Source organism: Mesorhizobium sp. AA22, from assembly GCF_001672375.2.
Classification (GTDB): Bacteria; Pseudomonadota; Alphaproteobacteria; order Rhizobiales; family Rhizobiaceae; genus Mesorhizobium; species Mesorhizobium wenxiniae.
Map to the genome: position 1 here is coordinate 6,405,891 of NZ_CP048406.1, position 19,694 is coordinate 6,425,584.

General features: G+C 60.5%; 23 protein-coding genes and 2 pseudogenes. 15 read left to right on the plus strand and 10 right to left on the minus strand.

Annotated features, from left to right (window positions below; translation table 11 throughout):
• Positions 1 to 115: 115 nt before the first annotated feature.
• Positions 116 to 649: a MucR family transcriptional regulator gene (locus A9K68_RS30235; protein ID WP_065008873.1), complete on the minus strand. Its 534-nt coding sequence runs from the start codon at positions 647 to 649 to the stop codon at positions 116 to 118.
• A gap of 315 nt (positions 650 to 964) precedes the next feature.
• Here A9K68_RS30235 and A9K68_RS30240 point away from each other — a divergent pair.
• Positions 965 to 1,141, plus strand: a pseudogene (locus tag A9K68_RS30240) (KTSC domain-containing protein); the annotation flags it as partial.
• A 444-nt stretch (positions 1,142 to 1,585) separates the two neighbouring features.
• On the opposite strand, the gene A9K68_RS30245 reads toward A9K68_RS30240, so the two are convergent.
• The 4 genes from A9K68_RS30245 to A9K68_RS32185 form a co-directional block, all read right to left on the minus strand.
• The gene (locus A9K68_RS30245; RefSeq protein WP_095780346.1) at positions 1,586 to 2,023 is read right to left on the minus strand and encodes a response regulator; all 438 of its coding nucleotides are present in this window, start codon (positions 2,021 to 2,023) and stop codon (positions 1,586 to 1,588) included.
• A 132-nt stretch (positions 2,024 to 2,155) separates the two neighbouring features.
• The gene (locus tag A9K68_RS30250; protein WP_141246633.1) at positions 2,156 to 2,581 is read right to left on the minus strand and encodes an ATP-dependent DNA ligase; all 426 of its coding nucleotides are present in this window, start codon (positions 2,579 to 2,581) and stop codon (positions 2,156 to 2,158) included.
• A 594-nt stretch (positions 2,582 to 3,175) separates the two neighbouring features.
• On the minus strand, positions 3,176 to 3,424 hold the full coding sequence (locus tag A9K68_RS30255; RefSeq protein WP_348626646.1) for a hypothetical protein: 249 nt from the start codon (positions 3,422 to 3,424) through the stop codon (positions 3,176 to 3,178).
• Positions 3,425 to 3,504: 80 nt separating this feature from the next.
• Positions 3,505 to 3,876, minus strand: a complete 372-nt coding sequence (locus A9K68_RS32185) for a KTSC domain-containing protein (protein ID WP_245430163.1) — start codon at positions 3,874 to 3,876, stop codon at positions 3,505 to 3,507.
• Positions 3,877 to 4,033: 157 nt separating this feature from the next.
• Here A9K68_RS32185 and A9K68_RS30265 point away from each other — a divergent pair, with 157 nt between their 5' ends.
• The 11 genes from A9K68_RS30265 to A9K68_RS30315 all read left to right on the plus strand — a co-directional run bounded on the left by A9K68_RS30265 (position 4,034) and on the right by A9K68_RS30315 (position 13,854).
• Positions 4,034 to 4,222, plus strand: coding sequence for a hypothetical protein (locus A9K68_RS30265; RefSeq protein ID WP_065008877.1), 189 nt, complete (start codon positions 4,034 to 4,036; stop codon positions 4,220 to 4,222).
• Between the two features lie 127 nt (positions 4,223 to 4,349).
• Positions 4,350 to 5,423: a heme-binding protein gene (locus tag A9K68_RS30270; protein WP_348626647.1), complete on the plus strand. Its 1,074-nt coding sequence runs from the start codon at positions 4,350 to 4,352 to the stop codon at positions 5,421 to 5,423.
• Positions 5,424 to 5,475: 52 nt separating this feature from the next.
• Positions 5,476 to 7,299 (plus strand): methanol/ethanol family PQQ-dependent dehydrogenase, encoded by a 1,824-nt coding sequence (locus A9K68_RS30275; RefSeq protein ID WP_065008879.1) that lies wholly within the window; start codon positions 5,476 to 5,478, stop codon positions 7,297 to 7,299.
• Positions 7,280 to 8,143: a substrate-binding domain-containing protein gene (locus tag A9K68_RS30280; RefSeq protein WP_082982437.1), complete on the plus strand. Its 864-nt coding sequence runs from the start codon at positions 7,280 to 7,282 to the stop codon at positions 8,141 to 8,143. The genes A9K68_RS30275 and A9K68_RS30280 overlap by 20 nt, the downstream gene beginning before the upstream one ends.
• A gap of 1 nt (position 8,144) precedes the next feature.
• On the plus strand, positions 8,145 to 8,678 hold the full coding sequence (locus A9K68_RS30285) for a c-type cytochrome (RefSeq protein WP_065008880.1): 534 nt from the start codon (positions 8,145 to 8,147) through the stop codon (positions 8,676 to 8,678).
• A gap of 17 nt (positions 8,679 to 8,695) precedes the next feature.
• Positions 8,696 to 9,688 carry a cytochrome c oxidase subunit II gene (gene coxB, locus A9K68_RS30290; protein WP_065008881.1) on the plus strand — a complete coding sequence of 331 codons (993 nt, stop codon included), beginning with the start codon at positions 8,696 to 8,698 and terminating at the stop codon, positions 9,686 to 9,688.
• Positions 9,685 to 11,643, plus strand: a complete 1,959-nt coding sequence (gene ctaD, locus A9K68_RS30295) for a cytochrome c oxidase subunit I (protein ID WP_082982438.1) — start codon at positions 9,685 to 9,687, stop codon at positions 11,641 to 11,643. The genes coxB and ctaD overlap by 4 nt, the downstream gene beginning before the upstream one ends.
• Positions 11,640 to 12,245 carry a cytochrome c oxidase subunit 3 gene (locus A9K68_RS30300; protein WP_065008882.1) on the plus strand — a complete coding sequence of 202 codons (606 nt, stop codon included), beginning with the start codon at positions 11,640 to 11,642 and terminating at the stop codon, positions 12,243 to 12,245. The genes ctaD and A9K68_RS30300 overlap by 4 nt, the downstream gene beginning before the upstream one ends.
• A gap of 154 nt (positions 12,246 to 12,399) precedes the next feature.
• On the plus strand, positions 12,400 to 12,588 hold the full coding sequence (locus tag A9K68_RS32190) for a hypothetical protein (protein WP_246811265.1): 189 nt from the start codon (positions 12,400 to 12,402) through the stop codon (positions 12,586 to 12,588).
• Entirely contained in the window at positions 12,585 to 13,463 is an 879-nt protein-coding gene (locus A9K68_RS30310) for a cytochrome c oxidase assembly protein (protein ID WP_065008884.1), read from the plus strand. Before A9K68_RS32190 ends, A9K68_RS30310 begins: the two co-directional genes overlap by 4 nt.
• On the plus strand, positions 13,444 to 13,854 hold the full coding sequence (locus A9K68_RS30315) for a c-type cytochrome (RefSeq protein ID WP_065008885.1): 411 nt from the start codon (positions 13,444 to 13,446) through the stop codon (positions 13,852 to 13,854). Before A9K68_RS30310 ends, A9K68_RS30315 begins: the two co-directional genes overlap by 20 nt.
• Before the next feature lie 463 nt (positions 13,855 to 14,317).
• Here the strand turns inward: A9K68_RS30315 and A9K68_RS30320 are convergent, their stop codons facing one another.
• The 3 genes from A9K68_RS30320 to A9K68_RS30330 all read right to left on the minus strand — a co-directional run bounded on the left by A9K68_RS30320 (position 14,318) and on the right by A9K68_RS30330 (position 15,130).
• A complete protein-coding gene (locus A9K68_RS30320; protein WP_065008886.1) occupies positions 14,318 to 14,563 on the minus strand; it encodes a DUF982 domain-containing protein in 246 nt (81 codons plus the stop codon).
• Positions 14,564 to 14,571: 8 nt separating this feature from the next.
• Positions 14,572 to 14,817: a DUF982 domain-containing protein gene (locus tag A9K68_RS30325; RefSeq protein ID WP_065008887.1), complete on the minus strand. Its 246-nt coding sequence runs from the start codon at positions 14,815 to 14,817 to the stop codon at positions 14,572 to 14,574.
• 103 nt (positions 14,818 to 14,920) lie between these two features.
• Positions 14,921 to 15,130: a hypothetical protein gene (locus tag A9K68_RS30330; protein WP_082982439.1), complete on the minus strand. Its 210-nt coding sequence runs from the start codon at positions 15,128 to 15,130 to the stop codon at positions 14,921 to 14,923.
• A 522-nt stretch (positions 15,131 to 15,652) separates the two neighbouring features.
• Between A9K68_RS30330 and A9K68_RS30335 the strand changes: the two genes are divergently transcribed.
• The 3 genes from A9K68_RS30335 to A9K68_RS30345 all read left to right on the plus strand — a co-directional run bounded on the left by A9K68_RS30335 (position 15,653) and on the right by A9K68_RS30345 (position 16,641).
• Positions 15,653 to 15,838, plus strand: a complete 186-nt coding sequence (locus A9K68_RS30335) for a hypothetical protein (RefSeq protein ID WP_065008888.1) — start codon at positions 15,653 to 15,655, stop codon at positions 15,836 to 15,838.
• Positions 15,835 to 16,062 carry a hypothetical protein gene (locus tag A9K68_RS30340; protein ID WP_065008889.1) on the plus strand — a complete coding sequence of 76 codons (228 nt, stop codon included), beginning with the start codon at positions 15,835 to 15,837 and terminating at the stop codon, positions 16,060 to 16,062. Before A9K68_RS30335 ends, A9K68_RS30340 begins: the two co-directional genes overlap by 4 nt.
• A 117-nt stretch (positions 16,063 to 16,179) precedes the next feature.
• Positions 16,180 to 16,641, plus strand: a complete 462-nt coding sequence (locus A9K68_RS30345; protein ID WP_163603098.1) for a hypothetical protein — start codon at positions 16,180 to 16,182, stop codon at positions 16,639 to 16,641.
• Positions 16,642 to 16,703: 62 nt separating this feature from the next.
• Here A9K68_RS30345 and A9K68_RS30350 read toward each other — a convergent pair.
• Positions 16,704 to 18,317, minus strand: a pseudogene (locus tag A9K68_RS30350) (ISL3 family transposase).
• Between the two features lie 338 nt (positions 18,318 to 18,655).
• Positions 18,656 to 19,684, minus strand: coding sequence for an IS110 family transposase (locus A9K68_RS30355; protein ID WP_065006357.1), 1,029 nt, complete (start codon positions 19,682 to 19,684; stop codon positions 18,656 to 18,658).
• Positions 19,685 to 19,694 lie beyond the last annotated feature (10 nt).

Sequence of the window (19,694 nt, forward strand, 5' to 3'; positions counted from 1 at the left end):
CAATGCTCACTGTGCGGAGAAAGTCTAGCGAAGAGGATGGAATAAAAAGCGTAGCGGGCCGCTTCCCTCCACTAAGTCTATTGTTCAGGTTCGTCACCGCTATCAGGTTCAGCCGCTACGCTTTGGCGGGTGCCTTGCGCGCCTTCTTCATCGGCGACTTGATTGCTGCTGGGCTTGTTGCTGTTGCCGCCGTCGGAGCAGCCCGTTTTGGTTTTGCTGCCGGTGCGGGTGTAGGCACCGCGGCCTTGCGCCCGAGTCCAATTGATTTCGCCATAGCAGAGCGGGTGGCCGCGTAGCTCGGCGCCACCATTGGATAGTCGGCCGGTAGATTCCACTTTTGCCGGTATTCATCAGGGCTCAGATTGTAGTGAACTCCGATATGGCGCTTCAGGGATTTGAACTTTTTTCCGTCTTCCAGGCAGATGATGTAATCCGCTGTGACCGACTTCCCGATCGAGACTGCCGGTTGCTGTTTGACCACAGGTTCCGTTGCCGGCGTGCCGATCCCGTGCAGAGCGGCATGGGTATCGCCGATTAGCTTCGGCAACTCGGCGACCGGCAGTGGATTGTTCGACACATAGGCGGCAACAATGTCGGCGGCAATCGACACGATATCCGTTTGGCCATCGCGTTCGGGAGAATTGGTCATAGAATATTCCTTTGTCTTATCGGACTCACTAACTTATCGGATTCACCAAAGAAGTGTGATTTACCCGCTCCGGCAGGCAAATAATCCGTTTCCTTTTAACAATCCACATCCCTCGTCAATATTATAAGGATGAGCGGTGTTTAACCCTGCCACCAAGTCTGGTCGCGGTCGCTCCACGGCGGATGCGACAGCCGCGCGGGCGGTCCGCACGGTGAGTCCCATAAGATAGCCCTATCTAAGAACGCGACGGCATCTCCGATCGTTGACGGATTTTAATCGAGCGACCCGTCATGCCAACACCTCGATCCGGAGCGCAAAGTCCTTTCGGGGTGGTTCGTGGCCAGCGGCAAACGCTACGAATTTGAGGAGGACGTGCCGCCGGAGACCTTCGCCGCATTCAAAGCCGCCTTTGCCAAGGGCCGCTATTTTAACGAGCACATCCGTAATCACTTCCGATACCGTCTGGTTTCGACCGGCAACGATCCGGGATGACGGCAAGCTTCGACGGCAGGAAGTCGTTCCAACTGAGTTGGGTAGACGTGCGCCGCGGGTGCGTAGCGTTTCTGCGCACCGGGCACACCGCCCGCCTAGCCCTCGTGCCCTGTGTGTATCTTGTGGTGCTCTAGGTGCGTGATGATCGCCGCAGCGAAGCCTTAAAGCTTCGGGCCTCGGCCACGACTCAAGAGACGCGCTTCTCTCAGAATCGATGCCCGATCGACGCCGATAAGTGATACAATATCGCGTATCTCCTGCTCAGTGGCACCGGACTCCCGTGCGAGAGCGCTTACATGTTCGTTCGTCAGGCTGGTCCGCCTTGGTTCGTTTGCCATCACACAAATGCCTCGCGTTTGGGGCAGGAGTGCGATGGTCGCTCCCAAGCGTCAGCGCCCGAAATGCGTGGCCGACGATCTCACATCCTATGCGCTGGCGCAGATTTTAGCCAGCCGCTCTTCCAAATAGATCGAGTCCCTCATGAGCGAACCAAGAGGACAACGGGCACCAAGGGATCAGAGTGCGCGGTGCGCGGTGCGCGGCCAGCGAACTCGCCAAAGCTGCCAGCACACATTCGTCCGCAGGTTTCTCGACAAAGGTACCGGCCTTGAACGCCTCACCTCGGCCCTCGATGTCCGTGGCACTGTAAATTACAAAGGGGATATTGCGGGCCACGAGTTCTTCAGCAACCGAAGAGCTAACGCAGTCCCGCAAGAGCACGTCCAGGATAACGACGTCCGGCTGGACAAGGGCCAAAATTTGTCTTGCACGAACGCAACTTGGCTCTGAGGCCACCGCAAAGCCAGCCGCTTTTAGCGACGACTCGATGCTCATGACGATTATCGGCTCGTCCTCAAAAATGAGCGCCAGAGGCTTTCTCATGTCCTCACCCTCCTTTGGATGGGTAGGAGCACGATGTGCGCTGAATCCGACAACGGCGCCCAAGATAATTATAAGCCTTGTCAGGATGAAAATCCAACAATTTCAACGGCCCGCGCTCTGAGCAGTGCTGACCTACTCCTCGTCACTGAAACCCAGCAACGACGCATGACGTATTTTGCTGTGGTCGCCGCGAAGATGCTTGATGCGCAGCTTTACGCCAGGCCCGACCCATTGCGGCGCCGGGCGCTTCTTCATGGCCTCGGGCGGCGGCCCAGCGTGTTCCTGGACCCGCTTCCACAGCCGCTCCTTCATGTCGCGGCCCAGGCTGATGAACGCCGAACCGACATACTTCCCCGTGCCGGGTTCCGCTAAAAGCGCGAATGCCGCCTTGCCCGGCTCCCGCTCGACGCCGAGCAGTTCGAACTCGTCGACGGTCCAGCTCTTGGTCTTCAGCCAGTTCGTTGTCAGGCCGCTGCGATATTTGCTGTCGTCGCGCTTACTAGAGTAAACAGAACGTGATTCCGCGCGAGAGACGTTCCACGACCAGCGCAAAGCCAAATGGATGAAACCCGCGCCCTACGGAGGGGAAGGACGCGGGCTGATCGGGAGGGGACACCGATCTCGCAGCATTGGCTCACAGGAGAAGATGCTGCAGGAGTCGAACGCCTTCCCTGAGCTGGGTGTTCCATACGAAAGTCAAAAAAGCCCGCCGCACCTTTCGGCACAGCGGGCTTCAGTAGTTCACCAGGCACGAGGGGTGGGCGGGGGGCTTGTGCCCGGATCGGAGGAACCTACGCTCGCCAGCTGCGTCGCGTCTACCAACCGCCGGTTGGCACCTTTAGGCACGGTTGGCGAGTGTACGGTGGCGCTTTGCCCTTAAGAAGCGTAGGGTTTCCCGGTCGCCCATACCTTCCGGCAATTGAGCGCTTGAGAGCGAGCAACGTGCTTTCGCCTAATCAGGGAGAAGTACGATGCAGCAGCTATATTCCAACCTCGTCACTCACTACGAGAACGCGGTGTCTTGTCAAGACAGGGTCATAGAGCATGAGCGTCGGTGCGGACATGTCCTTTCGGAAAGCGAAGCCCTGCTAGAGAAGAATTTGGCCGAAGCCCGCCGCGCCCTCGATCGTGTGACTCACAGTCATCACTAGTTCACCGGCCAAGCGGTAGTTTGGAAGCCGAAAGAAGTTCCTCCTCGTCCCTCACACCGGCCATGTAATTGGCAATAATTCGGGACGCGAGCGATTCGCGCTGTTGTTCCGATTGGCCGTCAATCTTCAAACGATTGAACACGCGGCCAAGTAGCGCCAACTCTGTCGGGTTGAAGACACCCGCATCCTCGGCTGTTCCACAAATCGGCATGACAAACCCCCTTCGCCCAGAGATTTTGTTCTGCAGCATTATCATACACCAAAAAATCGCACCCCGTTGCAGAATCGCATCTCCGTAGGACTTCGACAGGTTCAGGCCATTGAAGCTCGTTATTGAGTGCCAACCAGACGGTACCGGAATTGATTGCGGATGTGGTCGTTGAAGAAGCGGCCCTTGGCGAAGGCGGCTCGGAACTGCGCAAAGGTCTCCGGCGGCACATCCTCAAACTGGTAGCGTTTACCGCTGGCCACGAACCACACCGAGAGGGTTTTGCGTTCCGGATCGTATTCCGTTCTGCGTATCGAGGTGGACGGCATGACGTTCACACCTTCGTTCGGCGCGCGAAGCGCAGCACCGGCCGGCGCCCGCGCCCATCGGGAGGAATAAGGGCGCGGGCTGATCGGAGGTGCAATCCGATCTGCAGCATGTCTGCACACGAGATGCTGCAGGAGCCAAACTGGCTCACCCAGCCGGTGTTCCATACGGAACAAAATTTCCTGAATCGTGCCCGCGCCACCGCCTGATCCGACCCAAAACCCGCAACCGCAACAGCAAACGAAGCTCGTCGACGTCCTCGGTGAGGGAAAGGCGCGTGCGCCCGCCCTACGATGACCTCACCAATTTCTGGAGCACCTGCCCATGATCTCCTACGACCGTGTCCGTTTCACCATGAAGGACTCTGATTGCAACCGCGCCGCCACGTCGCGAGCAGCGCAGAAGGCTTTCGGCATGACGTTCAGCCAGGCCTATGAGGCACTCCGTGTCGGAAAGACCATCATCTGCCGCCCCTCACAATTCGCCCGGTTCCTGATCTACCGCGCGGACTAAGCCAGCACTCGGTTCCGACAGTTCGACGCCGAACTCATCCCTGCCGCCCGCCACGACCTGATCATCGACGTCAGCGAGGCCGCATGACGATCGATTTGTCGGGTCCAAGCGTTTGCAAGTTCAGCCGATGCTGATCGTGATCTTGATTACCAGTTCTTCAATGATGCCGACCTCAACCAGTGCATCGCCTAATAGGCTGGCTTGCGCGAGAGCTTTTGCCCAGGGCGGCGGTGAGGAAGCTGACCTCGCTTTTCTTCCGCAGATGCGAATCTGGACTCGAACCGAGAGCGGCGCAGAACCGTTCAGTTCGAACGCAAGTGCGCTGCTTTCCGAGCCAAACCAATCTTGCATCTTATTTCATGACGCTGGGCACTTTTGCGGCTCTCATGCGTTAGGGAGTTCAATAAACGCGGCGCGGGCGATGGATCGTCATTGGACTGCCTCAGTAGCATTGGGTCTGTTTCTGCTAACGATCGGCTACGTCGAGCAAAAAGCCTGGGCGCAGGCGCCGTGCCCTGCTGACCATGGCAGACTGCTCAGCGCCCTCAAGGCGAGCGTTAAGGCGAGTGGCGGCCCTGGCAATGGCGGCTTCGACACCCATGAGTGGGCGGCGGTCGTGGCTCGCGACGGAGCAGTCTGCGCCGTCGCCTACAGCGGTCCCACGGCCGACGCGCAATGGCCCGGCAGCCGTCTGGTCGCAGCCGAAAAGGCCAGTACGGCCAACGGGCTCAGCCTTGCCCACATGGCCCTTTCGACCGCTAACCTCTATGCGGCGGTCCAGCCCGGCGGACCCCTGTTCGGCCTGCAAGCCACCAACCCTGTCAACCAGGCGGCCGCTTATACCGGAAATCCTGCGGCATTTGGAAGTTCCAGCGACCCGCTGACGGGAAAGCTCGTCGGGGGCATAGTCGCATTTGGCGGCGGTTTGGCACTTTACGATGAAAAAGGGATCATCGGGGGGCTTGGTGTAAGCGGCGATTCCTCCTGTGCCGATCACAATGTCGCATGGCGCACGCGTGCTGCGCTTGGATTGGACAATGTGCCGGCCGGCGTCAATCCAAATCGCAAAGACGCCATCGTCTATGATCTTGACCCTGGCGGGAAGAGCGCTTCCGGCTGGGGCCATCCATTGTGTGCGGGAAGCGAGGCGGACATAGCAGCGGAGCTCGGCGCCGGGGTCGGCGGCTCGATGCACGAATGAGACAGGAGGTGGCGGTGAAGGTTGGGGCGCCTGCCAGAGGGGATACAAGGCAATGGCCACGATAGACGGTCGCACCAAAATGAGGGTGATCGGCTGGACCTTGCTGGCGGGCTTGGCGACAGTGGCCGGAGCGGTCGCCCAGCCGGCGGAGCCTGCCATAAAGCCGCCTGCTGCAGCGGCTCCACCCGACGACGGCCAGTGGACGATGCCGGCGAAGAACTATGCCTCGACCCGCTACAGCGAACTCGCTGAAATCACCGAGGACAATGTCAAGACCCTGCAGGTAGCCTTCACCTTCTCGACCGGCGTGAACAAGGGCCAGGAGGCTGCGCCGCTGGTTGTCGGCGACACGATGTATATCGTGACGCCTTTTCCCAATATCCTCTACGCGCTTGATCTTACCAAACCCGGCGCACCGATGAAGTGGAAGTTCGAGCCGAATCCCGAGCCTGCTGCGCAGGGTGTTGCCTGCTGCGATGTGGTCAACCGGGGTGCGGCTTTCTCCAATGGGCGTCTCTACTTCAACACGCTCGACGGACATACGATCGCGGTCGACGCGACGACCGGCAAACCGGTCTGGAACACCCATATCGGCAACATCAACATCGGCGAGACCATCACCATGGCGCCGCTGGTGGTAAAGGGCATGGTTCTGGTGGGCAATTCCGGCGGCGAAATGGGCGTGCGCGGCTGGATCAAGGCGCTTGACGCCGGCGACGGGCATGTCATCTGGACGGCCTACAGCACCGGCCCGGATGCCGAGGTGCTGATCGGCCCGGACTTCAAGCCACATTACAACATGGACAAGGGCAAGGATCTCGGCGTCACATCGTGGCCGCCGGACGCCTGGAAAATCGGCGGCGGCAATGTGTGGGGCTGGATTTCTTATGACCCCGACCTGGACCTGATCTTTCACGGTACCGGTAATCCCGGTCCCTGGAATCCCGACCTGCGACCCGGCGACAACAAGTGGACGTCCGGCATCTTCGCCCGCGATCCCGACACCGGCACTGCCAAATGGTTCTATCAGTGGACCCCGCACGATTTGCACGATTACGACGGCATCAACGAGCAGGTGTTGCTGGATATGACCTGGCAGGGCAAGCCCCGCAAGGTGCTCGTCCGGCCGGAACGCAACGGCTATGTCTACTTGCTGGATCGCATGACTGGCGAGGTCTTGTCCGCTGTACCATTCGGCCCAGTCAATTCCAGCAAGGGAGTCGACCTCAAGACAGGCCGGCTGATAGTAAACCCGGAGAAAGAAACCGGCACCGGCAAGGTCGTACGCAACATCTGCCCGACCGCGTCCGGCCTGAAGGATTGGCAGCCCTCGGCATTCTCGCCCAAGACCGGATTGCTATACATCCCGCACAACAATCTGTGCATGGACGAAGAAGGCGTCGAGGTGAATTACATCGCCGGCACGCCCTATGTCGGCATGAATGTCCGCATGATACCCGGGCCGGGCGGACATCGCGGCGCTTTCACCGCCTGGGATGTCGCTGCCGCCAAGCCGGCGTGGATCCTGAAGGAGAATTTCCCGGTGTGGAGCGGTGCCGTCGTTACCGCCGGCAACGTCGTATTCTACGGAACCATGGAAGGCTGGTTCAAGGCGGTGAGTGCCACGACCGGGAAACTGCTTTGGCAGTTTAAGACCTCTTCCGGCATCATCGGCCAGCCGATCACCTATCGCGGTCCCGACGGGCGCCAATATGTTGCGATCCTGTCGGGTGTCGGTGGCTGGGCAGGTGCCATCGTGTCGGGGGATCTCGACCCGCGCGACGCCACCGCTGCGCTCGGCTTCGCCAACGTCATGAAGGATCTGAAGGACGTAACCACGCCGGGAGGTACGCTGTATGTATTCCGGCTGCCTTGAAGCGATCGGCGGGCCTGCGCGACAGGGGAGAATGCGTTCCCGGCATTTTGTCGTGACGATCTGCGTATTGGCCTTGTCCCTTGTTGCCGCCCTGGCGAACGCCCGCGAGCTGCGGGTGTGCGCCGATCCCAACAACATGCCCTTCTCCAACGCTCGCGGTGAAGGCTTTGAAAACAGGATCGCAGGGATTGTCGCCAGGGAACTTGGCGCAACTCTTTCCTATACCTGGTGGGCGCAGCGCCGCGGCTTTATCCGCAACACGTTGAAAGCCGGTCTGTGTGATCTCGTACCCGGCATGCCCACTAATCTCGAAATGCTGCGCACCACCGCGCCTTATTACCGCTCGTCCTACGTTTTCGTGACGCGCAAGGAGGCACAGCAAGTCAGGTCCTTCAACGATCCTCGCTTGCGTAATCTGCGCATCGGTGTCCAGCTGATCGGCGATGATGGCGCCAACTCCCCACCCGTCCAGGCGCTCGGACGCCGCGGGATCGTCGGCCATCTCATCGGCTTCCCGGTCTACGGCGACTATTCTGCGCCGAACCCTCCGGCCCGCATCATCGAAGCGGTCGCGAGCGGCGAGATCGATATGGCCGTCGTTTGGGGCCCGCTGGCCGGCTACTTTGCCGACAGACAGCAGGTGGCGCTGCGAATTACGCCGGTTGAACCTCGGATAGACGGTCCGCAATTGCCGATGATCTACGACATCTCAATGGGCGTGCGCCACGAGGATAATGTGCTGCGCAGCGAAGTGGACGCTGCCCTTGCAAAGCACCGCGGCGAGATCAACGCGATTCTGGCAGAGTACGGCATGCCCCGGCTCAATACTGCTGGAGCGCCGTGAAATGAACCGCGGCCTTCTCTTGCTGTTGTGCGCAATGCTCGCCATTGCCGGATGCCAGCGCTCGGAACGCGACACCCGCCCCCAGTCGGCGCTCGGCTCGGGCGAGCAAGCGACGCCGGTCACTGTCCTTGCGCCAGGTGGCGAGCGGCCGTCCCCGTCCGACAACAAGGCAGCGGCGTTCGAGGCAAACGCGTTCCATCTTAGCCAGGGCAAACGTCTGTTCAACTGGTTCAACTGTTCCGGATGCCATGCCAATGGCGGTGGCGGCATGGGACCAGCGCTCATGGACGAAAAGTGGATTTACGGCAGTTCGATCGAAAGCATCCACGCCACGATCAGAGACGGGCGCCCGAACGGGATGCCGAGCTTCCGTGACAGGGTCCCCGACGATCAGATCTGGGAGCTTGCCGCCTTTGTCCGCTCGCTGAGCGGCAACGTACCCTCCTCCGCCGCGCCTGGGCGCGACGACGACATGATGGTGCACCCATCCGAAAATCGCCTGCGAAATGCCGCGACACTGGGGAAGTCGCCGTGAGACGCCTTGTTTGGGTGATGTGCGGCGCAGCCTCCATTCTGCTCCTCGCAGGATGCAGTGGCGGGCAATCCGCCCTTGATCCAAAGGGCCCGGCAGCGGGCGAGCTCGCGTGGCTGATCTGGTTCTTCACCGCGCTCTGCGCCGTGGTCTGGCTGCTGGTGATGACCGTGCTGCTCATGACCCTGATCCGGCGCGCACGACCGATCGGCGATCCGCTTGTCCTCGATACCGCTTCCGAGCGCCACAAGACGCGAATTGTGTTTGCGGCGCTCGGGGCCACCGCAGTGATCCTGATCGGGCTAACGCTGTTGAGCTTCTTCGCCAACAGGACGCTCGCTGCCATCGGCTCGGATGCCGCGCTGACAATCCGCGTGACCGGGCATCAGTGGTGGTGGGAGGTGCGCTATGAAGACAGCCAGCCGAACCGCATCCTGACGACCGCGAACGAGATCCACATCCCGGCAGGCGAGCCGGTGCGGTTCATTCTCACCTCGACCGACGTCATCCATTCCTTCTGGGTGCCGAATCTGGCCGGCAAACTGGACCTCGTTCCGGGCCACGAGAACGTTCTTGATCTTAAGGCGGACAAGCCGGGCGTCTATCGGGGCCAATGTGCCGAGTTCTGCGGTGCTCAGCACGCCAATATGAGCACCCTCGTCATCGCCGAGCCTCGGCCCGTCTTCGACGCCTGGCTGAACGACCAGTTGAGGCCGGCCGCCCCGCCCGCCTCGCCCGAGGCGAAAGCCGGCCATGACCTGTTCCTCAAGCGGCCCTGCGTGATGTGCCACAAGATCGGCGGCACCATCGCCGGCGGCACGGTCGCCCCCGATCTGACCCATGTCGCCAGCAGGCAAACGCTGGCAGCCGGAACGCTGACGATGAGCCGCGGCAACCTTGCAGCATGGATAGCCGATCCGCAGGGGATCAAGCCGGGCGCCCATATGCCGGTGGTGGATCTGAACGGCGACGAGTTGAATGCGATCGTCGCTTATCTTGAGGCCTTGAGATGAGCAGCGCCGACCTCGCTCGCGAACGCGGCTTGGCCTCAGAAGGCAATTTGGCCCCTGAGCGCGACGGCCCGCGCGACACTGGCCTCGACGATGGCAGCCTTGACCGCTGGCTTGCGCGAACGTGGCAGACTGCACCTGGCATCATCGGCGCGCTTTCAACCGTGGATCACAAAATCGTCGCGCGGCATTACCTGATCACCGCTTTCGTGTTCCTATGCCTCGGTGGGCTGAACGCGGTCGCCATGCGGGTCCAACTCTCGGGCCCCGAGCGCGGGCTGATCGGGCCGGACCTCTACAATCAGTTGTTCACGATGCATGGCGTGACGATGATGTTCCTGTTTGCCGTGCCGATCGTGCAGGCGAGCGGCATCTACCTTGTTCCGCTGATGGTTGGCACCCGCAATATCGCGTTTCCGCGCCTAGTCGCCTTCAGCTTCTGGATCTTTCTGTCGGGAGGCATGTTCGCCTGGGTGTCATTCGCGCTCAACATGGCGCCTGATGTCGGATGGTTCGCCTATGTGCCGCTGTCCGGTCCCGAATTCGGACCAGGCAAGCGCGCCGACGTCTGGGCGCAGATGATCACCTATACCGAGGTCTCTGCACTAGCGGTCGCGGTCGCAACCATCGTGACGATTCTGAAGCAGCGCGCCCCTGGGATGTCGCTTGACAAGATCCCGCTCTACGTCTGGGCGATGCTGGTCACCTCCTTTGTGGTCGTGTTCGCGATGCCGGCGGTTATGATCGCCTCGACGTTCCTGATCCTGGACCGGCTGGTCGGCACCCACATCTTCAACCCCGCCGAAGGCGGCGACGCATTGCTCTTCCAGCATCTTTTCTGGTTCTTCGGCCATCCCGAGGTGTACATCATTTTCCTGCCGGCAACCGGGATGGTCTCCTCGATCATCGCCGCCTTCGCACGGCGCCCGGTGTTCGGGTATCTGGGGCTGGTGCTTTCGCTGATCGCCATTGGGTTCTTGTCATTCGGCCTTTGGGTCCACCACATGTTCACCACCGGTCTGCCCAAGCTCGGCGCGAGCTTCTTCACCGCATCGAGCATGTTGATCGCCATTCCGAACGGTCTGCAGATATTCTGCTGGCTGGCGACGCTCTGGGATGGTCGGCCGATCATCAGGACGCCGCTATTGTTCGTGTTCGGCTTCTTCTTCATTTTCGTCGCCGGTGGTCTGACCGGTGTCATGCTGGCGTCGGTGCCGTTGGACCTGCAAGTTCACGACACCTATTTCGTGGTCGCGCATTTCCATTACGTGCTCATCGGCGGGTCGGTATTTCCCTTGCTGGGCGCCGCCTATTTCTGGTTTCCCAAGATCACCGGCCGGATGATGAACGAGCGCCTCGGGCGCTGGCATTTCTGGCTCGCCTTCATCGGCTTCAATGCGGCGTTCTTCCCGATGCACATTGTCGGCATCTGGGGCATGCCACGACGGGTATACACCTATCCGGCGGAGCTCGGCTGGGGTGACATCAATCTGTTCATCACCGCTGGCGCGGTTGTCCTGTTCGTGAGCTTCGCGCTTTTCACTGTAAATGTGGTGCACGGCGCCCTGAGGGGCGCCCCGGCCGGCGACAACCCCTGGAATGCAGGCACGTTGGAATGGGCGACGTCATCGCCGCCAGCGAGTTACAATTTCGCCCGCATGCCGGTCGTGACGCACGTCGAGCCGCTATGGGCGGAACGCGGAACGCTTCCGGTAGCGACGGGGCTTCGGGTTGATGCACGCGAACTGGTCATCTCGACAGTGGCGGAGGCGCATCCCGACTTACGCGAAAAGTCGCCAACGTCGTCGATCTGGCCGCTATTGGCCGCCCTCGCGGTCGGGGGTACCTTTCTCTACTCCATCTTCAGCCCATGGGCAGTGGTTTGGGGAGCGGGACCGATCGCCATCACTTTGATTGGCTGGTTCTGGCCGAGAGGCGGTCCGGAGGACGAGGAATGAAACCGCGTCCTGCCGTCGATCTTTCCGAGCTCCCGACCTTCGGGCACGGACCGCGTACCCCGACCTGGTGGGGCACTCTCGCCTTCATGGCACTCGAGGGCATGGGATTCGCTCTTGCCGCGGGGAGTTATCTTTACCTCGCCTACCTGTCACCGCAATGGCCGTTGAGCGCGCCCACACCGAACCACTGGCCGGGCACGATCGTGACGCTTTTGCTGCTCGCCAGCGCAGTCCCTAACCACATATTGAAGCGCTATGCTGAGGCCTGCGCGATGGTGCCAGTGCGCATTGGCCTCGTGGTGATGTCGCTACTCGGGATCGCGCCGCTTGTCGTGCGCTGGTTCGAGTTTCCAGCCCTCAACATCTATTGGGACACCAATGCCTACGGCTCTATGCTCTGGGTCTTGCTCGGCCTCCACACCGCGCACCTGATCACCGATGTCGGCGACACGCTGGTTTTGACCGCTTTGATGTTCACGCGCCACGCCAACAGTGGCCGACGCTTCGCTGACGTGGGTGACAACGTCTTCTACTGGGACTTCGTGGTCCTGACCTGGATTCCGATCTATCTCCTAATCTATTGGATGCCGAGGCTTGGTTGAGATGCGCGCGCTTCGGTCAGGCACCTCATGGGGCGGGCTCTTGTCGGGGCCTTTAGCCTGGGCCGTGTCGACGCAACTGAATTACGCCGTTGTGGAATGGCAGTGCGCCCGCCGGATTCCTGTCATACCCTTCATCGCATTGGTGCTAGCGATAATGTCTCTGGTTGGCGGGGCGCTATCCTGGCGGGCGCGGCAACAGGGCGGCGCCTCGTTCAAACCGGAGCGCACGCGCGGCACTGAAGCTTTTGTTGCCAATCTGAGCATTCTGACCGCAGTGCTGTTTGCGCTGGTCATCATCATGCAGGGCGCCGCCTCGCTCATTCTCGACGAGTGTGTCCGATGAGCTTCGATGCGCTCTTCTCGACCTCGATCTGCTATGGCGGCGGCGCCCCAGGGTGGACGCTGGCGCTGCCGATCACGCTGCCGTTGGCGACGATCGCCTTGCTTTATGCGACGGGCGCCATTCGACTATGGCGTAGGAGCGGTCGCGGCCGCCCGTTGCGATCGCGACAGGCCCTGCTGTTCGCTGCCGGCTGGGCCGTATTGGCGTCTGCGCTCGTCAGCCCGCTTCATGCACTGGGTGAGCGCGTGTTCACCGCACATATGATCGAGCACGAATTGCTCATGGCGGTCGCAGCGCCTCTTCTGGTTGCCTCCCGTCCCGTGGCTGCAATGATGTGGGCACTGCCGATCTCGTTACGGCAAACACTTGGCGCAGCCGGGCACGCGAAAATGCTTCAAGCCGTCTGGGCCGCGACCAGCCGTCCCCCCGCGGCCACCATCCTGCATGCTGTCGCGATATGGGCGTGGCACGTGCCGGCGCTGTTCGAGGCTGCGCTCGAACGCGGTTTCCTGCACTATGCCCAGCATGCCACCTTCTTCGGAACCGGCGTCTTGTTCTGGTGGGCGCTGCTGCCGCGTCCCGGCCGTGAACAAACCTATGGCAGCGCAGTCATGCATCTCTTCTTCACCTCGCTGCACACCGGACTGCTTGGGGTGCTGCTTGTGGTCTCGCCGAGACTTTGGTACCCCGACAATGCCGCCGGCGCGCAATTGTGGCAACTCAGTCCGCTCGAGGACCAGCAACTCGCCGGCCTAGTCATGTGGGTTCCGGCCGGCCTGATCTACGGCGGAGCTGCCTTGTTGCTGGCAGGCTTGTGGATCCGCTCGAGCGGACAGGGAAGCCGGGAGGCGCCGCTTGCGTTCCGACCTGTCTAGGCTGATTTTCGGGACGAGCGCCATTGTCGTACTGGCAATTTTAGCGGCGCTGACATGGTGGTCGGAACGCACCGATCGGATCGAACGGGAAGCAAATAATGCAACCGGTGGCATTGGTACCCGTGCCATACCGATCATGATGGCCAACGGTTGCGCCGGTTGCCATACAATCACCGGCGTCCCCGGCGCGCATGGACTGGTCGGCCCGCGCCTGGACGCCACCCTGGCCACCAGGGTCTATGTCGGCGGGGTGTTATCCAATAATCCAGAGAACCTGATCCGCTGGATTCGCGCCGCCAGGGAAATCAATCCGCATACGGCAATGCCTTCGGCCGGCATTTCCGAGCAGGAGGCTCGCGACGTCGCGGCCTATTTGTATGCGCTCAGATGAAGCTTAAAGCTTGTCATCCCGACCAGCGTCCTGAACAGGAAATCGACCTCGCGCGGATTTTCTCTGCATAGCAGATTGGATCCCAGCCCGTCCGGCACTAGCCCGGCGAGCAACCGCAGCAGAGACTATTTGAAGTCGCGCCATGACCTTCTATCAGGCGAGCAAAGCGGGTAGACGGCACTAAATGGTTTCTGCCGAGCCCACGCCGTGAGCAACCGCTACCACCAAGCATACTGTGCACTCTTGCAAAAGTCGAAACTGACCTTGAGCGACTTAGTCGGCGGCGAGGGCACTGAGCTGGGTGTTCCATACGAAAATCAAAAAAAAGCCCGCCGCACCTTCGGCACGGCGGGCGATCTTCACCAGGCACAGGGTGCGGGGGGCGGGGTGTGCCTGGATCGTAGTAATCCTACGCGCGCCGGCTTTATCGCGTCTACCAACCGGCGGTTGGAAGGTTCGGGCGCTAGTTAGAGGAGCGCGGCAACCCCTCCTCTTCGGCAGCAGCCTCGAAGGCCTTCCTTACGTCGTCGGGCGTGCGTTTGCCTTCAATCAGAGCCATGCAGACCGCGACCGCCTCCTTCCACTTGGGTCCTCGCTTGGTCCACTTCATGAGCTCCGCAGCGGCACCCTCGACATTGGTGCAGACGTAGGTGAGCCCAGGTTTGTCAGTTTCGATATGGACCGGAGGGTGAAACCAATGGATAGCCATAATACCCCCTACTCAGGCGAGAGATACACGCTCGCCTCTTTGGCCGCCGCCTCAAAGGCTGCACGGACATTTTGGGGGGACACTCTGCCCTCGAACGCGTCAACGCATGATTGGACCGCTTTCGTCCACTTCGGCCCCTTTGTGTCCCACGCCATGAGTTGCTCGGCGGCTCCCTCGACATGGCTGACCCCATGGCGAATGCCCGGACGGTTCGCTTTCACGTAGACAGGGGGAGAGAACCAAAGAAGACCCATGAGAGCTAAATTAGGGTATGCTCACATCTTTGGTAGATGAGGGATCACAGCGGAGGCTCGGTCGATTTCTCTGACAGGTCTCATTTCCGTTCATGCAAGTCGCTTACCGCCCCAGCGCTTGTTTCGACGCCGATAGAAGTTCTTCCTCGTCCACGACTCCGGCCATGTAATTGGCAATAATTCGGGATGCGAGCGCTTCGAGTTGTTGTTCTGATTTTCCATCAACCTTCAAGCGATCGAACACGCGGCCAAGTAGAGCCAGCTCGGAAGGATTGAATACAGCAGCAGCTTCGGCTTTTCGACGGATCGGCAATAAACAAGCCTCCTTATAGCAAGTTTCTTTGATCAGATTTGTGCAACACAATCATAAAAACTCCTCGGTGCCAACACGGAGGGACTGGACGTCCGAAGAGCCTGATCGTCATCGGTTCCATGGAAGCCCGCGCCCCACGGAGGGAGGGAAGACGCGAAGGGCGCGGGCTGATCGGAGGTGCAATCCGATCTCGCAGCATGTCTGCACAGGAGATGCTGCAGGAGCCAAACTGGCTCGCCAAGCCGGTGTTCCATAAAAAACGCCCGCGCCACCGCCCGATCCGACCCAAAACCCGCAACTGCAACCGCAACAGCAACAGCAACAGCAACAGCAACAGCAACAGCAAACGAGCTCGTCGACATCCTCGGTGAGGGAAAGGCGCGTGCGCCCGCCCTACGACGACCTCACCAATTTTGGAGCACCTGCCCATGATCACCTACGACCGTGTCCGTTTCACCATGAAGGACTCTGATTGATTGCAACCGCGCCGCCACCTCGCGAGCAGCGCAGAGGGCATTCGGCATGACTTTTAGCCAGGCCTATGATGCACTGCGTGTCGGCAAGACCATCATCTGCCGCCCCTCACAATTCGCTCGGTTCCTGATCTACCGCGCGGACGAAGCCAGCACTCGGTTCCGTCAGTTCGACGCCGAGCTCATCCCGGCCGCCCGCCACGACCTGATCATCGACGTCAGCGAGGCCGCATGAAGATCGATTTCCCCACCCTAAAGGAGCCGATCTATGCCCATGGCAGGAACGGCTACTTCTCGGCGACCGCGATCAACGTCTTGGCCTTGCCCGACGACATCAGGCTGGAGAACTGGACCAGCAAGGACGCGATCGGCATCGGCCGTGTCGTCCTGCCGGCCGACCGCAACGTCGTCCGAGATCTCGCGAACCACCTCAACAGAATAGCTGACAAGCTGCCCTGACCAGGTGCCTGTTGCTCTCCTCCTGCGATCCCCAACCATCCACTTAACGGCAACGCGTGTTGGCTCGAAGTCGCACCTGCATCGGGCGTGGATGGTTGGGGTTGTCGCGTAACGCCATTGCTTTTCGAATCGAAATATTTCAACCTCACTTTGCAGGAACGGGCGATGCTTGGGTCGAGATCGCCAAATATAGAGGGGCAACTTTTGAACCGGATTTTGATTATCCTCGGCGCCGCCGTCTGCGTCATATCTTCGGCTGCTTCAGCCGGACAGGGAGTGCCCCAAAACATTACTTTCCTGGCTCGGATGCCCGACGCCAAGTTGAATTTGGCCGCTACGATGGCAGGTAACGTCAACGGCGTTGCGCAGAGATGCCGGGCGCTGAAGCTCAACGAAAATGGAAAAGCCATTATAGCTGTCCCAGTCCTTTTGTACGACGGTCTGGATAAACACCTGACACCCAATCCACCTAAGTTCAAGAGGGCCATCCGCGCCTATGAAGCCGCTTACAACAAAGCGGTGCGGCGCAGGGATGATTGCCAGACTGAGAAGGCTAAGTACCCGAGACTCTACTGGTAGACAGCTGTCGGCATCATTGATGACCGCTCCTTCTGTCACTTGGCACTTAATTAGGTTCTTCCTCACTTTGTGTGGAGCGGTGGCAGCATTCGCGCTCTCAGCAGTTCAGGGCCTGCCCTACCGTACATTGCGCGCTTGAGGGTCTTGAGGCGATTGATCTGGCCTTCGGCCTGCCCGTTGCTCCAGGGCAGCTCGATGGCGTTGTTGACGGCATCGCTGCGCAGGACGCGGGCGAACCGCATGATCGGAATGAGTTCGGAGTCGATCGCATCGTCGATCCACGCATCCAGCGGCGCCGATCTCTTGCTGCGAAGGATGCCGTTGAAGCGCATCGCCAGATACCGCATCTCGGCGAAAGCGTCAGATTCCTGCTTCAGGGCATCGACCTTCCTTGCTGCTGGTCCGTTAGCAGGCCTCGCGGCTTGATGCACAGCGCTGCGGCAACCACTGGCGAGATTGCATTTCCGGTGTCCGGATCTCGAACCGGCTCCGACTTCAACGTGGCGGGCGGCACATCAACAACAGCCTGCTCTCTTTCGGCCCGCCGCCAAGCCCCGAGAAGCCGCTCCAGATTGGCGAAACTGCCGGTGTAGCCGCGCTGCTTGACGGTGCCGTCCGCAGCGGTTCCCGTCCTTCCAGCGTTGGGCGAGGAAGGTTTCGAAACACCATGGTGATGTGGGCTTCAATGCTGCTCGCCGCCTGTCTGGGAGAGCCTTGAACTTGAGCCAATTCGCTACGCTGCGACGTTCATAGCCGGTCCGACGGGCGATCTCGCTGTAGGACAGACCCTCGTCGCGCAAGGCATGGAGCTTCTGGAATATCTCCTGACGAGATTGCCTATGCGCGAGGCGGGCGCGCCGGCGATGTGTCGCAGCGTCGACGATTGCGTCCTCCGACAAGATGGCCCTGCCGGTGGCACGGCCGGAAAGGCTCATCTGTTCTTCGATTGCCGTACGAAGATTCTGGACCAGATGAAACCGATCGGCGACCTGCTGGGCCTGAGGTGCGCCTTCACGGACGGCTTGCGCATACAGGCCGCAGCGGTCCCGGCTGACGACCTCGACGGAAGGATGGTCACGCAGCCACTTGGCCGCACTCTCGACGCTCCGATCGTCCAGAATGTCGACAACCGAGCGGCGCTTGAGATCGACCATGATGGTCCCATAGCTTGTCGCCCGCCGCCAACTCCAGTCATCGATACCAACCACCCGAATCTCGGAGTTGTTGCGGCGAGCCACTGCGGCATCCCGCTTCAGTTGCCGCAGGATGGTGTCGTCGCTGACCCGCATGCCCAGCCGTTGCATCAAGCGCTCGCCAGGACGGCCCCCCGTACCATGGCCGAGCAGGCCGATAATCTCTGCAACCCTTGTCGTCCGGCGCGCATAAGGGGAAGCAATCGTCGGCAAACGGTCGGTGAATGTTTGTCGCTCACATTGCTGATGTGCACATCGCCAGCGGCTCAGCAAGAGCCTCACCGTCACGGGTTTGCCTTGGACCGGCAGATCCTGAAGACTGCGATTGGACCGGCCATGCCGACTTCGGCTTCGCCGGCCACAATCGGGGCAGATGCCGATCGCGGATCCGGCGGCGGAAACAACCCAACTGCCATCATCAGTGAGCGCGACACCCAGAACTTTGACCCCTGGGCCGGGCGACCATTTCGATTTCGTTCGCATGCCCGCTCATAGCGACAGCGCCACTAACAGCGAATGAACCACACAAAGTGAGGAAGAACCCAATTAACTTCTGTGGTTGCCGTCCGTTGCGCAAGTAGTGTCTGACCCTTTTTGACGTGTGATCGAGTGCGGTCTTCTGTCAGGCCTTATTTGCGGCACTTTCAGAAGCCGCTGGCCGGTATGGTGATCTGCGGATCGGGTCCAAATCTGCCAAACGAGCTCTATGCCCTCAGTTAACTTCTGGTTTTCCCGGTCCAGATCTGTTCGATCATGCGCCCATTCAGGTCATCGACTTCTCACACCTGCTTGCCAGTCCTGGTTATCCGCGTGGTTTCTTGTCACGCCGCCACAGCCAGAGCCGGGTCTCGATAATCTTCCTGCTTCGTCAGCATGGCCCATATTTTCCGAGCCATCTTGTTCGCCAGTGCGATCGCCACCAGCATGCGCGGCTTCTTCGCGAGCATCCGCGAAAGCCACGATCCTTGCGCTGGCGGTTTGCGACCCGCCCAACTCACGCGGGCCATTGCCCCGAGAATCAGGAGCCTGCGGATGTCGGCCTGACCAGCCTTCGACACCCGGCCGAGCCTTTCTTTCCCGCCAGAAGAGAACTGTCGTGGAACGAGGCCGAGCCAAGCGGCAAAGTCCCGACCGCATCGGAAGCTCTGCATCGCTGGCGCGAAAGCTTCGACGGCCAGTGCGATCAGCGGCCCCACACCTGGCATGGTCTGAAGCCGGCGCGCGGTTTCACTCTGCCGGGACAGTTCCGCGAGCTTCTTGGCCTTTTCTTCGATCCGGGCCGTCTTCTCGCCGATCTGAGCCAGAAGGTCGCGGCATTCCTCCTGCACAAGCTCGGGCAGGCCGATCTCAGCATTCTCGACAATCGCCTCAATGCGCTTGATGTGACCAATCCCCTGCGGAATGACCTGCCCATATTCGTAGAGAACGGCGCGCAGAGCGTTCACCAATTCCGTTCGCTGATGAACAATACGCTCGCGCGCCCGAAACAGAACCGCCCGCGCTTGCTGATCAGCGGTCTTAGGCTCGACAAAGCGCATTTCAGGCTGACGGGCCGCAATGACGATTGCCTCGGCATCGGTCGCGTCGTTCTTCTGCCGCTTCACGAACGGGCGCACATATTGCGGCGCGATCAGCTTGACTGCATGGCCCAGCTTCACCAACTCGCGCGCCCAGTAATGGGCGCTGCCGCAGGCTTCCATAACAACAAGTGCCGATGGCTGCTCTGACATGAACCTGAAGAACTGCCCGCGAGACAGTTTCTTGCGATACTTCACATCGCCTGTCATCGACGCCCCGTGTAGCTGGAAAACATTCTTTGCCAGATCCACTCCGATCAACATATCCTTCATCCGCCGTCCT

Coding starts and splice junctions, on each gene's coding strand:
- A9K68_RS30285 (WP_065008880.1), top strand. CDS start 8,145: ATGAACCGCGGCCTTCTCTTGCTGTTGTGCGCAATGCTCGCCATTGCC.
- A9K68_RS30320 (WP_065008886.1), bottom strand. CDS start 14,563: ATGGCTATCCATTGGTTTCACCCTCCGGTCCATATCGAAACTGACAAA.
- A9K68_RS30355 (WP_065006357.1), bottom strand. CDS start 19,684: ATGAAGGATATGTTGATCGGAGTGGATCTGGCAAAGAATGTTTTCCAG.
- A9K68_RS30270 (WP_348626647.1), top strand. CDS start 4,350: ATGCTGATCGTGATCTTGATTACCAGTTCTTCAATGATGCCGACCTCA.
- A9K68_RS30245 (WP_095780346.1), bottom strand. CDS start 2,023: ATGAGAAAGCCTCTGGCGCTCATTTTTGAGGACGAGCCGATAATCGTC.
- A9K68_RS30275 (WP_065008879.1), top strand. CDS start 5,476: ATGGCCACGATAGACGGTCGCACCAAAATGAGGGTGATCGGCTGGACC.
- coxB (WP_065008881.1), top strand. CDS start 8,696: ATGTGCGGCGCAGCCTCCATTCTGCTCCTCGCAGGATGCAGTGGCGGG.
- A9K68_RS30340 (WP_065008889.1), top strand. CDS start 15,835: ATGAAGATCGATTTCCCCACCCTAAAGGAGCCGATCTATGCCCATGGC.
- A9K68_RS30310 (WP_065008884.1), top strand. CDS start 12,585: ATGAGCTTCGATGCGCTCTTCTCGACCTCGATCTGCTATGGCGGCGGC.
- A9K68_RS32190 (WP_246811265.1), top strand. CDS start 12,400: ATGTCTCTGGTTGGCGGGGCGCTATCCTGGCGGGCGCGGCAACAGGGC.
- A9K68_RS30280 (WP_082982437.1), top strand. CDS start 7,280: ATGTATTCCGGCTGCCTTGAAGCGATCGGCGGGCCTGCGCGACAGGGG.
- A9K68_RS32185 (WP_245430163.1), bottom strand. CDS start 3,876: ATGGAACACCGGCTGGGTGAGCCAGTTTGGCTCCTGCAGCATCTCGTG.
- A9K68_RS30335 (WP_065008888.1), top strand. CDS start 15,653: ATGACTTTTAGCCAGGCCTATGATGCACTGCGTGTCGGCAAGACCATC.
- A9K68_RS30255 (WP_348626646.1), bottom strand. CDS start 3,424: ATGCTGCAGAACAAAATCTCTGGGCGAAGGGGGTTTGTCATGCCGATT.
- A9K68_RS30265 (WP_065008877.1), top strand. CDS start 4,034: ATGATCTCCTACGACCGTGTCCGTTTCACCATGAAGGACTCTGATTGC.
- ctaD (WP_082982438.1), top strand. CDS start 9,685: ATGAGCAGCGCCGACCTCGCTCGCGAACGCGGCTTGGCCTCAGAAGGC.
- A9K68_RS30325 (WP_065008887.1), bottom strand. CDS start 14,817: ATGGGTCTTCTTTGGTTCTCTCCCCCTGTCTACGTGAAAGCGAACCGT.
- A9K68_RS30235 (WP_065008873.1), bottom strand. CDS start 649: ATGACCAATTCTCCCGAACGCGATGGCCAAACGGATATCGTGTCGATT.
- A9K68_RS30300 (WP_065008882.1), top strand. CDS start 11,640: ATGAAACCGCGTCCTGCCGTCGATCTTTCCGAGCTCCCGACCTTCGGG.